This window comes from Campylobacter concisus ATCC 51562 (genome assembly GCF_000466745.1).
Lineage (GTDB): Bacteria > Campylobacterota > Campylobacteria > Campylobacterales > Campylobacteraceae > Campylobacter_A > Campylobacter_A concisus_B.
The window spans coordinates 137,269-151,222 of record NZ_ANNI01000003.1; the positions used below are offsets into that span (position 1 = coordinate 137,269).

The 13,954-nt window shown below is 35.6% G+C and carries 15 protein-coding genes; 4 read left to right on the forward strand and 11 right to left on the reverse strand.

Annotated features, from left to right (window positions below; genetic code table 11):
* Positions 1 to 35 precede the first annotated feature (35 nt).
* Both ATCC51562_RS02035 and rsmH read right to left on the reverse strand, forming a co-directional pair.
* Positions 36 to 329 carry a hypothetical protein gene (locus tag ATCC51562_RS02035; protein ID WP_021090986.1) on the reverse strand — a complete coding sequence of 98 codons (294 nt, stop codon included), beginning with the start codon at positions 327 to 329 and terminating at the stop codon, positions 36 to 38.
* A 2-nt stretch (positions 330 to 331) separates the two neighbouring features.
* Complete coding sequence (rsmH, locus tag ATCC51562_RS02040; protein ID WP_021090942.1) at positions 332 to 1,255, reverse strand: 16S rRNA (cytosine(1402)-N(4))-methyltransferase RsmH; 924 nt, start codon at positions 1,253 to 1,255, stop codon at positions 332 to 334.
* A 127-nt stretch (positions 1,256 to 1,382) separates the two neighbouring features.
* Between rsmH and ATCC51562_RS02045 the strand changes: the two genes are divergently transcribed.
* The 4 genes from ATCC51562_RS02045 (at position 1,383) to ftsZ (ending at position 6,155) form a co-directional block, all read left to right on the forward strand.
* Entirely contained in the window at positions 1,383 to 1,970 is a 588-nt protein-coding gene (locus ATCC51562_RS02045) for a class II aldolase and adducin N-terminal domain-containing protein (RefSeq protein WP_021090776.1), read from the forward strand.
* Positions 1,971 to 2,109: 139 nt separating this feature from the next.
* Positions 2,110 to 3,567 carry a peptidylprolyl isomerase gene (locus ATCC51562_RS02050; RefSeq protein ID WP_021090834.1) on the forward strand — a complete coding sequence of 486 codons (1,458 nt, stop codon included), beginning with the start codon at positions 2,110 to 2,112 and terminating at the stop codon, positions 3,565 to 3,567.
* 6 nt (positions 3,568 to 3,573) lie between these two features.
* Positions 3,574 to 5,001 carry a cell division protein FtsA gene (gene ftsA, locus ATCC51562_RS02055; protein WP_021090773.1) on the forward strand — a complete coding sequence of 476 codons (1,428 nt, stop codon included), beginning with the start codon at positions 3,574 to 3,576 and terminating at the stop codon, positions 4,999 to 5,001.
* A gap of 14 nt (positions 5,002 to 5,015) precedes the next feature.
* A complete protein-coding gene (ftsZ, locus tag ATCC51562_RS02060) occupies positions 5,016 to 6,155 on the forward strand; it encodes a cell division protein FtsZ (protein ID WP_021090604.1) in 1,140 nt (379 codons plus the stop codon).
* An 89-nt stretch (positions 6,156 to 6,244) separates the two neighbouring features.
* Here ftsZ and ATCC51562_RS02065 read toward each other — a convergent pair whose 3' ends face one another.
* From ATCC51562_RS02065 to ATCC51562_RS02105, 9 genes are all read right to left on the reverse strand, one after another.
* The gene (locus ATCC51562_RS02065) at positions 6,245 to 6,538 is read right to left on the reverse strand and encodes a metal-sulfur cluster assembly factor (protein WP_021091019.1); all 294 of its coding nucleotides are present in this window, start codon (positions 6,536 to 6,538) and stop codon (positions 6,245 to 6,247) included.
* A 3-nt stretch (positions 6,539 to 6,541) separates the two neighbouring features.
* Entirely contained in the window at positions 6,542 to 7,732 is a 1,191-nt protein-coding gene (locus ATCC51562_RS02070) for a hypothetical protein (protein WP_021090759.1), read from the reverse strand.
* A gap of 1 nt (position 7,733) precedes the next feature.
* Entirely contained in the window at positions 7,734 to 8,072 is a 339-nt protein-coding gene (locus ATCC51562_RS02075) for a hypothetical protein (protein ID WP_021090578.1), read from the reverse strand.
* A gap of 73 nt (positions 8,073 to 8,145) precedes the next feature.
* Positions 8,146 to 9,186, reverse strand: coding sequence for a peptide-methionine (R)-S-oxide reductase MsrB (gene msrB / locus ATCC51562_RS02080; RefSeq protein WP_021090851.1), 1,041 nt, complete (start codon positions 9,184 to 9,186; stop codon positions 8,146 to 8,148).
* A 176-nt stretch (positions 9,187 to 9,362) separates the two neighbouring features.
* Positions 9,363 to 10,010 carry a TIR domain-containing protein gene (locus tag ATCC51562_RS09520; RefSeq protein ID WP_021090805.1) on the reverse strand — a complete coding sequence of 216 codons (648 nt, stop codon included), beginning with the start codon at positions 10,008 to 10,010 and terminating at the stop codon, positions 9,363 to 9,365.
* Positions 10,011 to 10,027: 17 nt separating this feature from the next.
* Positions 10,028 to 11,560: a bifunctional phosphoribosylaminoimidazolecarboxamide formyltransferase/IMP cyclohydrolase gene (purH, locus tag ATCC51562_RS02090; protein ID WP_021090869.1), complete on the reverse strand. Its 1,533-nt coding sequence runs from the start codon at positions 11,558 to 11,560 to the stop codon at positions 10,028 to 10,030.
* 22 nt (positions 11,561 to 11,582) lie between these two features.
* Positions 11,583 to 12,155, reverse strand: a complete 573-nt coding sequence (locus ATCC51562_RS02095) for a hypothetical protein (protein ID WP_021090448.1) — start codon at positions 12,153 to 12,155, stop codon at positions 11,583 to 11,585.
* Positions 12,156 to 12,890 carry a TerB family tellurite resistance protein gene (locus ATCC51562_RS02100; RefSeq protein WP_035167181.1) on the reverse strand — a complete coding sequence of 245 codons (735 nt, stop codon included), beginning with the start codon at positions 12,888 to 12,890 and terminating at the stop codon, positions 12,156 to 12,158.
* Between the two features lies 1 nt (position 12,891).
* Positions 12,892 to 13,953, reverse strand: coding sequence for an SDH family Clp fold serine proteinase (locus ATCC51562_RS02105; RefSeq protein ID WP_021090859.1), 1,062 nt, complete (start codon positions 13,951 to 13,953; stop codon positions 12,892 to 12,894).
* Position 13,954 lies beyond the last annotated feature (1 nt).

Sequence of the window (13,954 nt, forward strand, 5' to 3'; positions counted from 1 at the left end):
TTTAGATGAGAATAAATAAAAATTTAAATATTTCGTTATTTCCATTGACGCTCTTGCATATTGTTTAAAATTTGATTTTTATAACGTAAATTTTCAAGCTTTATATTAAGAGCTCTATTTTCCTCTAAAAGCATATCTCGTTTACCGCTAATGTCCGCTATATCTCTACTTATATAATAAATTTGATTTGCTATGTAAATTTTTGGCAAAAATATAGCTAGAGCTATAAAAACAGCTAAATAGACCATCACTAATGTCTTAAAGCTTAAATTTACCTCACGTTTTTGCTCCTCGTCGTGAAGCGTTAGTAGCTCTTCTTTTTCTTGCATCTTTATCCCTTTATCTTAAAAACCCGCAGTTTTGCGCTCTTGCTTCGTGAGTTTATCTTTAGCTCATTTTGGCTTGCTGTTAGTGGCTTCTTGGTTAAAATTTCTCCTAGCTCATGGTTATTCCCGCACTCACATCGGTAGACGCCAGGCAGGCAGATACAGCTATTTGCCCATTTTTTAAAGCGCTCTTTTACGATCCTATCTTCAAGCGAGTGAAATGTAATAATCGCCACAAGACAATCTTTAAACCCACATTTTTCTATACTATCAAGTAAATTTGTTAGCTCATCTAGCTCACCATTTACCTCTATCCTGATGGCTTGAAAGGCAAGTATTGCAGGGCTAACTCCGCGCCCTTTTATCTGGGCTGTACCTATTAAATTTGCAAGCTCTTTTGCACTCGTTATCTTGCCTAAATTTCTAGCATTTATAATCTTGTTTGCGATCCCGGCAGCATTTTTTAGCTCGCCATAATCTCTAAAAATTCTAACCAACTCATCAAAAGAGTATCCATTTACAACGTCATATGCGCTAAAATTTCGCTCTTTATCCATTCTCATATCAAGCGTGCTTGAGCCAAGACTAAAGCCTCTATCATCTTTATCTATCTGAAGTGAGCTAACACCGATGTCAGCCAAAATTCCTCTAACATTTAAAATTTCTTCTTGACTTAGCTTGCTAGTCAATTCAGAGAAGTTACTTTTATAAATTTTAACCCTACTACCAAATGGCTCAAGTTTTTTTATTGAAAAATTTATAGCTTCATTATCTCTATCACAGGCAATTAAATTTAAATTTTCATTTTGAGACAAAATGGCACTAGAATGTCCGGCATATCCAAGCGTGTAATCTATAAAATTTCCATTTAAATTTTTAAAAAAAGATAGAACTTCATCAAGTAAAACACTAATATGTGGACTTTGCAACACTGCCTCTTTATAGTAAATAGTGTGGAAAATTTATCGAAATTTTACTTAAAAAGCTATCATTACACAAAATTTTACATAAATTTTAAGATAGCTTAAATATAATCACTTAAACGTAGGAGAAAAAATGGAGCTAGAACACTCAATAAACGAGATAAAAACAATATCACTTTCTATGTTTAGAAAGAATTTTTTTGGCGTCTTTCACGGCTCGATTTCGGCAAGAGTCGAAAAAAATCAATTTATAATCAATAAACAAAATGCCATTTTTGATAATTTAAAAGATGATGACTTGACGCTTCTTTCATCAAAAAAAGACTATCGTTGGAATGAAGCTAGTCTTGATGCTGATATACACTTAAATATTTATAAAAATATAAATGAGGCAAGATTTGTTTGCTACGCGATGCCACCATACGCAACTGCCTACGCAATGAAACATGAAAAAATTGTACCGAAAGATTATTTTGGGTATATGAGATTTGATAAAATTTCTGTTTATGATCCAAAACAATATGATGACTGGTATGAGCGCGCAGAAACTGAAATTTATAGATATATGCTAGAAAAAAATACAAACATTATTATCATTAAAGGATATGGCATTTATGCCTACAGCAGAAGCCCTCAGCTTCTTGCAAAAGAGATAGCTTTGCTAGAAAATAGCTGCAAATTGCTTCATTTAACTAGTGGTTATAGCGATTATAGTATTTAAAAATTTTGCTAACAATACTAAAAAATTGTTAGCAAAATCCTCCACAAAGATATTTTTAAAGCCCCTATTTTAAGCTTATTTAAGGCAATTTTATATAATATATCATACAAATTTCGTTAGTCTTTTAAAGGAAAATTTAATGTTGTCTTGGATGCAAAAACATAAAAAATACCTAGTTGTTACCATTTGGGTAAGTACAATAGCCTTTGTCGGAGCAGGCTTTGTAGGCTGGGGAGCATATGATTTAAACAGCAATCGAGCCACTTCAGTAGCAAAAGTAGGACACAGAAATATAAGCATTCAAGAACTGCAACAAAAATACGATAGTTTGTATCAATACTATAATAATCTTTTCGATGGTAAATTAACACAAGAAAAGGCCAATGAGTTAGGATTACAAAATGCTGCACTTCAGGCTACAATTCAAGAGAATTTACTGTTAAACTTTGCAGACGATATAGGTCTTAGTGTTAGTAAAGATGATATTTTAAAATATATAATCGTTGATCCAACATTTCAAAAAGATGGTGCTTTTGATAAAAATTTATACTACGATATTTTAAGAAGAGCCAGAATAAATCCAACCGATTTTGAAGAAAATTTAAAACTAACAATACTACTTGATAAACTTAGAACTATTTTAAATTTACCAGCCAATAAAGAAGACATTGCAATGATGGAAGCAAGCTTTTTTATGCAAGACAAATTAGCAATACAGATAATAAATGCTAATCAAAGTGATATAAAAATAGATGAAAAAGAGCTAAAGAATCTTTGGGAAACAAATAAAAACAACTATATGACAAAGACTATATATGGTCTAGAAACATACTTTATAGAGTCAAACAAAAATGATGTAAATCAAACTACTTTGAGTGACTACTATAACGAAAACAAGGAGAGATATAAAGGTTCTGATGATAAAATCAAATCATTTGACGAAGTAAAGACTGAAGTTATCAAAGACTACAATATCGAAAAAAGCAAGACTGATGCTTTAAAAAAATATACCTCTATCAAAAAAGCTGAGCTTGCAACAAATGAATTTGTTAGTATAAATGAAGATAATGCGACATTCTCACTCGATGAAATAAAAGGTGCAAAAGTTGGTGAAGTTATAAAACCATTTACATATAAAGATGGATATTTGATAGTTAGGGTAAAAAGCATAACTCCTCCACAACCTATGAGTTTTGACCAAGCAAGAGCAATGGTACTTGAAATTTACAAAGATAAAAAGAAAAAAGAAAACTTAACAACTATGGCAAAAGAGTCTTTACAAAATTTCAAAGGTACTGATATAGGCTTTATTAGTAGAGACATAAATAGCTCTATCTTAGGACTAAATGAAAGTGAGACTAGAGCTTTTGTTTCTCAACTTTTTGAAACTAACAACAAAAAAGATTATGTTATATTAGAAGATAAGGCCGTTGTATACGATATTTTGGAACAAAGGTTGCTTGTAGATAATATAGATAATAACTATAAGCAAATAACACAGCAAAACGTTACAATGCTTAAAAATAATGAGTTAATAAAAGATTTAACAAACAAACTAAAAAAATACTATGAAATTAAAGAATATATCAAAAGGTAATTTATCTTGAGTACAAAAATTTTAGGTATAGATATCGGCTCTTTCCAGATTTGTGCAGTAATAGCACAACATGATGAAAATGGTATTAAGATAATTGGAATTGGAACTGAAAAAACGCAGGGAATAAGAAAAGGTGTTATAACTAATATTGAACAAGCTGCAAAGTCGATAAAAAATGCATTAATAGAAGCACAAAGAGTTGCAGGAACACGCTATGAAAAAGTCATAGTTTCTATTTCTGGTGCGTATACAAAAAGCGTTGACAGTAGTGGTGTAGTGAATATACCAAATCATGAAATAGGCATAAAAGAGATCGAACGTGCTATGCAAATGGCCGATCATACAGCTGATATACCTCATGAATATGAAAAATTACATGTTCTTCCTTATAATTTTAAAGTAGATGGACAAGAACACATTGAAGATCCAATAGGCATGAATGGTAGTAGACTGGAAGTGCAAACACATATTGTTACAGTACAAAAATCATCTATTAGCAACCTAAGAAAAGCCGTAAATTTAGCAGGCGTTCAACTAGATAACATAGTCCTTTCAGGATATGCTTCTGCGATAGCAACATTAACAAAAGATGAGAAAGAACTTGGTGCCGCACTTGTTGATATGGGTGGTGCGACTTGTAATCTTGTGGTACATTCTGGAAATTCTATAAGATACAATGAATTTTTACCTGTTGGCTCAGCAAACATTACAAATGATCTTTCTATGGCTCTGCATACACCACTTCCAAAGGCAGAAGAGATAAAATTAGGCTATGGCGCTTTAATAAATAAGTCAGTTGATCTAATAGAGCTCCCGATCCTTGGAGATGAAACAAAAAGCCACGAAGTTTCACTAGACATAATATCAAATGTTATATATGCCAGAGCAGAAGAAACCCTTATGGTACTTGCTAAGATGCTAGAAGATAGCGGCTATAAAGATAGCATTGGTGCTGGAATAATACTTACTGGTGGCATGACTAAATTAGAAGGTATTAGAGATCTTGCATCTGCGATATTTGATAAAATGCCAGTTCGTATAGCAAAACCAAAAGAAATGGATGGATTATTTGAAATTTTAAGAGATCCAGCAAATTCTTGTGCTATAGGGCTTTGTTTGTATGGTGCTGGCAACTTTAGCCCATACGAGATTGATTCTGAGAAAAAAATGAGATACCAAGGGGAAATAGCCTCAAAACCGAAAGCAAATTTTAGAAATGTTTTTGTAGAAGAAGAAAACGTACAAAATTTTGGACAAGAGGTGCAGGATCCAAATGAAAAAGAGGATAGTTTTTCTGATAAAGATTTTGAATTAGAGATAGCAAATAAATCAAAAAACAAAGAAGAGCTTGCCAATATTGCAGATATTAGCAAACAAGAAAAAAAGCCAAATGCTTTTGCAAAATTTTGGTATAGTATTACACAATTATTTTAAGGAGAATTTCAAAAATGAGTAGCTTCACAGTAGAAGAAAATAAAAGCATCTATGGTGCAAAGATAAAGGTCGTAGGTGTAGGTGGAGGTGGTGGCAATATGGTCAACCACATAATAAGAGTTAATCCGAATTTAAATATAGATCTTATTGTTGCTAATACAGATGCTAAGGCTCTTGAAAATTCTCTTGCACATACAAAAATACAGCTTGGAGAAAAGACAACAAAAGGTCTAGGTGCAGGCATGAGACCTGAAATAGGAAAAGCTGCTGCTGAAGAGAGCTACGATGAAGTAAAAAGTGCACTTGAGACATCAGATATAGTTTTCATTGGTACAGGACTTGGTGGGGGAACTGGTACAGGCGCAGCTCCAGTAGTTGCTCAAGCTGCAAAAGATATTGGTGCACTAACAGTTGCAGTTGTTACTATGCCTTTTATGTTTGAAGGAAAAAAACGTAGAAAATTGGCTGATTGTGGCCTTGAAGAGCTCAGGAAAGAAAGCGATTCTATTGTTGTCATTCCAAACGATAAACTCCTAACATTAATTGATAAAAATGCTGGCATAAAAGAAAGCTTCGAAATGGTTGATGAAGTGCTTGCAAGAGCTGTCAATGGCATGAGTACGATCGTGCTTGACTCAGGAAAAAGTGATATAAATCTAGACTTTGCAGATGTTAGAACGATTATGAGCCATAGAGGACTAGCTTTAATGGGTGTTGGCGAAGCAAGTGGCGAGGATGCAGCGCAAGAAGCTATAAAAAATGCTATACAATCACCACTTCTTGATAACATGACAATAAATGGTGCATTTGGTATTTTAGTTCATTTTAGAATAAGCCCTAGTTGCCCACTAGCTGATATCAATAATGCGATGAGTATTATTCATGAGGCAGCAGATGAAGATGCTGAAATTATATTTGGTACAACAACTGATGACAAAATAGAAGACAATAAGGTTGAAGTTACAATAATAGCAACAGGTTTTCAAAGCTCACAAAAAGAAACTGAAAAAAAAGATGAAGTACAAACTTCTAATGCAAGCGATATCATAAAAAAAGAGCGTATATTAAGACTTAAAAAAGTTAGTGGTGGATATGACGAAGACTATATGTCACAGCTTGATGTACCATCATTTATGCGCCATCAAATGGACTAATAAAAACAAACTCCTTAAAATTTCTAGAGAGCTTTTGCTCTCTAGATTATTAAAAATTTACAAACCTTTAAATCTAAAAACTTAAAAATTTAAACTCCAAGTTGGGCTTTTACAAAATCACTTGCCATTTGTATATTCCACTCAGGCTCCCAGACAAGATCGATCTCGCACTCTTTGACACCCTCTATATCAAGCACGGCAGTCTCTACCCAGCCAAGTATCATTTCATGTAGCGGGCAAGATTTGGTTGAAAGCGTCATAGTAACTTTTGCTTTGCCATTTTCATCGCAGCTAGCATCATATATAAGCCCAAGCGAAACGATATCAAAGCCAACTTCTGGATCAACGATATTTGACAGTGCGTTATAAATTTTTTCTTTCATTTTTTATCCTTTAAAACCAGTAAATCTAAAAATATTTATTATATTTATCGATAGTAAAACTATACTAAGAGCTATAAAAATCATACCTGCTTGCACTAAAATTTCTAGTTCAAAGCAAGTTGAGAGAATATAGCAAAGAAGTGAGATAGCATTAAAAGCTATACCAAAATAAGCTATCTTTTTTAGTATCATGGCATCAAGAAGTGGCACTTTTACCTTTCCGACAAAAGGTGCTACGTAGTGATACCATATGAGAAATGGTGCGATCTTGTAAAGATGAGCTACGATAAAAGCAAACAAAAAGCCATATATTAAAAAATATGCAGCTAAATTTAATTTGCCTAAGGCTATAAAAACAGCAGCACCAAGTAAAGCCACCAACGAAAGCACGATATTTACATTCCAGTAATCATACGCCTTTCTAACGCGCTTTTTTAAAATATAAAGTGCTTGAGCTATAAAAAGTAAAGCCGCCACACATATTGACAAAATAGACAAATTTTCATTAAAAGCTAGTAAGATACCACCCAAAATATAGCATGCTAGTGAGGCCTTGCTAAGTGTAAATTTTAGATCATGAGCTAGCGCAAACATAGGCAAGAGTACGCTAGCAGCTCCAAGTATCACAAGAAATACAAATCCCAGCACAAAATAGACGTGAAATTTTAGTGTCATCTCAAAATCAAGCATCAGCGTGCCACTAAGTATCATAAGCAAGCAAAAACCAAGCGTTATTCCAATTACCAAAAAGATAGCTGAAACAAAAAGTGCAAAGGCTGCAAAGCTCTTTTTTTCATTATCCATAAAGCTTAATGCGTAAGTCGTAGCAAAGAAAGCGAGCGAGCAAAAAAGCAAAACTCCACTAATTTGTAAAATTTTAGCCTCAGCAAATAACATCCCGTAGCACATGCCCAGCAATGATAGACAAAAAATAGCCAAATTTGAAATAGCACCTTTTGCGGTAAAAAACGGCTTTTCTAAGATGACTGAAGTTAGCTGATAGAGTGCTCCGATAATAATACTCATAACAAAGCCAACAAAAAATATATGCAAAAAACCAGCTGTGTTTAGTGAGCTAATCGCATCAAAATCTGCATAAAAGAATGCCGGCACACTTAATGCCAAAAACAAAATTCCAGCAATAAAATATCCACCAACTAACTTAAATGGTGGTGCGTAAGTATTTAAAAGCATCTTAGTGGCAAAGACTCGTATCTACGTCTTCTATATTTGCGCCGTCTTTTAGGCTAAAAATCATCTTTACAGCCCCACCATCTATATCTTCACGCTCTATATCAAAGCTCTTGTCTATCTTTGGTATAAGACCGGCTGGAAATTTATGATTTAGCATCATAATTTTTGTGTTTTTATCAGCAAATTTAATAGCGATTAATGCATTGACCATTGGCTCTGGCGGTACGCAAGGACGTGAATCAAAACCAACAAAATTTACACCATTTTCATTAAATTTATAAAATGGTACGGTTGCACCATCGACATTAAACTGCTCCGCATTTTTGAAAAAATCACTCATTTTTTCTCCTTTTAATTTTGGAGAATTATACTCTGATTAAACTTTTTAAACTATTGATTTGCTTCAACAAAAGCTATTTTACGTAAGGTATAAATTCCTCATACCCTAGTCTTGTCATATCTTCAAGCGGTATAAATTTTAGACTAGCTCCGTTTATGCAGTACCTTAGTCCGCCCTTATCGCTTGGTCCATCATCAAAGACATGACCAAGGTGCGCGTCGCTATTTTGTGACTTCACCTCAACCCTTTTCATCATAAACGAGTTGTCCTCCTTATATGAAAGTGCTGTTGTCGTGATAGGCTTTGTAAAGCTTGGCCAGCCACATCCTGCATCAAATTTATCTGCACTTGAGAAAAGTGGCTTTCCACTCGTTATATCTACATAAATGCCTTTTTTATCAAATTTATCATACTCGCTGCTAAATGGCCTCTCAGTCGCTGCTTCTTGCGTCACGGCATACTGCTCGCTACTTAAATTTTTCTTTAGCTCATCTTTACTAAGCGGCTTAAATTTCGCCTCATCGTAAAGCGGTTTATCAGCTAAGCCTAGATCAATGTGACAATATCCAAAAGGATTTTTATCAAGATAATCTTGATGATACTCTTCGCCTAAGACAAAATTTTTAAGTGGCGCCACCTCAACCACGATCTTATCTTTAAATTTCTTTTGTTCTATTTTCATAAAGCTCTCTATCGTTGGCAGATCACTTTCGCTCACATAGTAAATTCCGCTTCTATACTGCCTACCAACGTCATTGCCTTGTTTGTTTAGCGAGGTCGGATCGATCACTCTAAAAAAGTGAGCCAAAATTTCAGCCAAAGCGACTCTATTTTCGTCGTATTTTACATAAAGTGTCTCAGCATGATCACTCTCATGAAGCTCGCGGTAGCTAGTATTTTCGCTCTTGCCATTCGCGTAGCCTACCTTTGTATCCACTACGCCAAATATCTTTTTAAAATATCCCTGCATACCCCAAAAGCAACCACCTGCTAGATAAATTTCTTTTAAATTTTGCCCTGCCATCGTCTGCTCCTTTATAAGCTCATCTTTTGCCATCAAATTTAGACCAAAAAACACTGCTGCCATTAAGATAAATTTTAAGATCTTTTTCATTCTATCTCCTTTTATTTTTGAAAGATTATACGAAAATTAAAGTTATAAAGTGTGAAGTAAGGGGCAAACGCCCCTAAATTTTAGTGTAAGAAGTGTCTAACGCCAGTGAAATATAGCGACATGCCATGCTCATTGGCAGCCTATAATCATCATATAAAAAACCAAAAATATATCTACTAGATTCTACTGGAATCAATAATATACCCTTGTCGTGTTAGTTCTCTAATTAGATTTGTAGTCGCCTCTTCAATCTTATTTTTAAAAGGTATGTATATCAAGCCATCAATGTCTGATGGTTTTTCAAAATTATCCGCTTCTTTTAACAAAATAGCAACTTTTTCTCTACCAAGTCTTGCTAAAAACATTCCAAGCTCAAGTACAACATTTTGTCTTACCCTTGATCTACAGATCTCTTCACTCTTTGCTTTTCCCTCATCATCAGGAGTTGCCAAAACAATAGCGTATCCAACATCCTTAGAATACTCCTCTAGCTTTTCTATAATTGTCTTACCAATAGATGCCTTTTGATCTAAAATTATCGGCTCCAAATCCCAACGTCTTAAAAGAGCTTCTAATTCTATTTTTGCATGCTCATTATGTCCATAAACAACAAAAACTTTCTTTATTTTTTTAGTTGAACACTCCAAAATTCCTTTTATTTTATCTTGATTTTTCCCTTGTATATTAACTTTACCACTATCATAGCAATTTATAATACATTCATTATTTAGTTTAAGTTTTCTTCCATATTGAATTTCAGCATCTGTTTGAATTTCTACACCTTCTAGCTCTTGTATTTTCTTAACAACCTCTTCATACTTCATAGATATGCCCCCAAATTTTAGTGTAAAAAGTGTCTAACGCCAGTGAAATATAGCGACATGCCATGCTCGTCAGCAGCCTCTATCACCTCATCATCTCTGATACTGCCACCTGGCTCGATGACGCATTTTACGCCGACCTTACTAGCGATGTCGATACTATCTCTAAATGGAAAGAATGCCTCACTTGCAAGTACGCAGCCACTTAGATCGATCTTTAGCTCTTTTGCCTTTGCCACGGCTGCACGAGCAGCATCCACGCGGCTAGTCATACCCATGCCAATAGCTACCATAGCACCATCTTTTACATAAACTACGCAGTTGCTCTTCGTTAGCGCAGCCACTTTCCACGCGATCTGAGCATCTTTTAGCTCGCTACCAGTTGCAAATCTCTTACTCATTTGCTTCATATTTTCAAGCTCTTCGTCCTTTACATAGTCTCTTTCTTGAAATACAAATCCACCATCAACGTGTTTAAAGTCAAATTTATCATTTGAGCGAACTAAAAATTTATTGTCTTGAGTGAAAATTTTGATACGTTTTTTACTCTCAAATACTTTAAGAGCTGCTTCATCAACATTTGCAGCGATTATTACCTCAACATAAATTTCATTTATCTTTTTAGCTAGCTTTTCATCAAGTGTGCCATTTATCGCGACTACACCGCCGTAAGCTGAGATCGGATCGCATTTAAGCGCAGCCTCGTAGCTCTCAAGCAATGTATCTTTTACCGCAAAGCCGCAAGGATTAGCGTGCTTGATGATAGCCACAGCTGGCGCGTCATCAAAGCTAGTTGCAAGCATTAGCGCGCCATTTATATCGGTCATATTATTGAAACTTGCCTCGCCTTTTAGCGCTCTAAAGTTGTTCGTAAAGAAATAATCAAACTCATAAAGTGCCCCTTTTTGGTGTGGATTTTCGCCGTATCTAGTATCAAAAACCTTGCTTCCCACGATAAATCTAGCATCGCCAAAACCGCCATTAAATCTATCATTCATATAGTTTGCGATCATGCTATCATAAGCTGCCGTATGTTCGAACGCCTTTATCATCAGCGATCTTCTAAACTCAAAATCATCGCTTTTTTCTCTTAGGCGCTTTAAAATTTCATCGTAGTCAAGCACGCTCGTGACTATAAGCACGTCTTTAAAGTTTTTAGCAGCGCTTCTCACCATGGCTGGGCCGCCGATGTCGATGTTTTCGATGATCTCGGCAAAGTCATCAGTCCTTATAGTAGTCTCTTTAAAAGGATATAAATTTACGCAAACTAGGTCGATGCCCTCGATGCCATACTCCTTTGCCTGAGCCACGTGTGTAGCGTCATCGCGTTTGTGCAAGATGCCACCATGTATCTTTGGATGAAGGGTCTTTACCCTACCCTCAAACATCTCAGGTGAGCCCGTAAATTCGCTAACCTCAGTGGCTTTGACGCCCTCGCTCTTTAAAAGTTTGTAGGTGCCACCAGTTGAAAGTATCTGCCAGCCAAGCTCTTCTAGCCCCTTTGCAAACTCTACAATGCCCTCTTTATCGCTAACGCTAAGCAATGCTCTCATTTTTTCTCCTTTATTAAATTTTTTATCTTTTTGTTAAACATATACCTTTTACAAGCAGAAGCTGCCCCATTTTTATATCTTTTGCGATATTCTTTATCGATAAGGCTTCTAGCGTAACCATAACATTTACAGCTGCATCTATATAATAGTCTTTTCTCTCTACAAAGTTTTCACGCTTTTGACCAACAATATCAACGCTAAAGGCATAGCTTGAAATTTGATTTCCATCAAAATATCTCGCATCTAATACTCTTAAATTTACAGGTTCCTCTTTCTCAAGCGCCTCGCATATCGGCTTTTTCGAGCTAAATTTCATCACCTTTATGCCGCGATCATACGAAAAGATATACTCACTAATTTCATTTAATTTTTTTGCTTGAACTGACATAATGTCGCTCTTGTTGCCATCTTTATCGACAAATATTATGCTCACATTGCTATCTTTAACATCGTAGTTGCTGATGACCAACCTTTGATCTTGATAAAGCTCACTTTGCGTAAGCTTAAATTTTATCTCTTTTCCATCGACATTTACCACTTTAAAATCATTACAAAAGCCAGCCACCGCTAGCAGCAAAATAATAAATTTCTTCATCTAAACTCCAAATTTCTCTTTTAATCGCCCATAAGCCTCGTTTATCTCCTGAAGCTTTTTAGTTGAGCGCTCGATCACCTCTTTACTCTCACCCCTGCCCATCAAAATATCGGGATGATACTGTCTTACAAGCTCTTTGTAACGAGCTTTTACCTCTTCAAGACTTGCATTTTTGCTAAGTCCTAAAACCTCAAAAGCATCTTTTTCTTGGACTATTTCATCGGGATTTGCCTCAAATCTTGAGCCATAAAAACTATCAAATTTAAAGATGATCTCATCAAGCGTTTCTTTATCAATGCCAAATCCATAAGCGATATTTCTTATAACATCTTGCTCACTTTTGTTAAATTCTCCATCGATGTAGGCTAAATTTAGAAAAAATGTGAGCCTAGCGACGCATATATCGTAGTTTAGATTAAAAGCACTCTTGTAGTTTCTAGCGGTTTCATAGGCATTATCTATATTTTCTTTTTGGCTCTTATAAACCTCTTTTAGATACTCACGCACGCCGCTAACGCCACTAACTTTCTGGCTTAGATCATCTAGCACTTGAGTGATCAGCCTAGCCTCTAGCTCGCTAACTCTGCCGTCACTTTTAGCTACTTTTGCAAGCAGTGAGACTAGAAATTTAGCCTCATCTACATCTGCTTGTTTCTTGCGGTTACTACCTATTTGGACATTCATAAAGAGAAATATCGCACCGCCTAATATCAGTAAAAACAGGACTCCAGACATATTACCACAAGTGATAGATAGTATTTTTTATTTTGCCATTTACTAGTTCGTTTTTACGCCAAGAGCTCTCGTCGTTCATCACATTCCAACGGCGCTCTTCAGGGCGGTAAAACCAGTCTTTGTCTATCTGATAATAAATTTGCTTGCCATTTGTTTCAATGATGTTTGCGATATTGTTATCATGGTAGCTATTTTCATCGTAGTCAGTAAAAGCTCGCTGTCCCATCTCAGAGTAAAGTAGCGTTAGCTCTTGAAGCATTTCATTTAGATCATCATCCATCTTTTTTACATGAAGGCCGATCTCGTGCGCCTCTCTAAAGAGGATCGGATATTCGTGAGCTGGGTAGTCGCCATTTAGCCTTTCAGAAATTTCTGCGATCTTTTTATCATCATCTATGTGATACCTAAGAAGCTCGGTGCAAATCTTAAGCGATAGCGAGCTAGCACGATCAACCGCACCAAAGACTAGCGGATGAATATACTCATAAAGCGAATTATAAGGGTTTGTATCGTTTGGCCTATCTTTGTCTTGCTCTTTCCAAAGCTTCACCACACGACTAAGTTCATCCATCGAAACGCTCACAAGCTCATTGCCTTTGTTTGTCGGGCTAAGCTCGTGTTTGAGTGAGGTATCAACAGGCGTTAGATAGGCAAGTGGGCCCATGACGATCTCATTTGCGCCAAGTGCCATCATGGTAGCAGCTGAGGCGCAGTTTGCAGGTATTAGAGCTATTAAATTTTTGCAGTAATTTCTAAGTGTAGTGATGATCCTAAGAGCGGCAATACCGCTTCCACCGTCACTTTTTATAAAAAGATAAGCAGTATCTATCTTTTTACCCTTTAAAATTTCATACATAGCACTCGCATCATTGCCGCAAACGCTACCAGCATTTGAATTATAGTAAGTTATCAAGGTGGCGTTTAGTCTTTTTTCGATCGATTTTATTAAATTTTGTGTCTTACTAAAAAGCACTGGCGGCTTTGCTACGCCTCGTTTTTCAACTTGTTCTGTTTCCTTTTGCTCATTTTCAGCCTCAGCGACCTTGCTCTTTTTTAAAGCCATT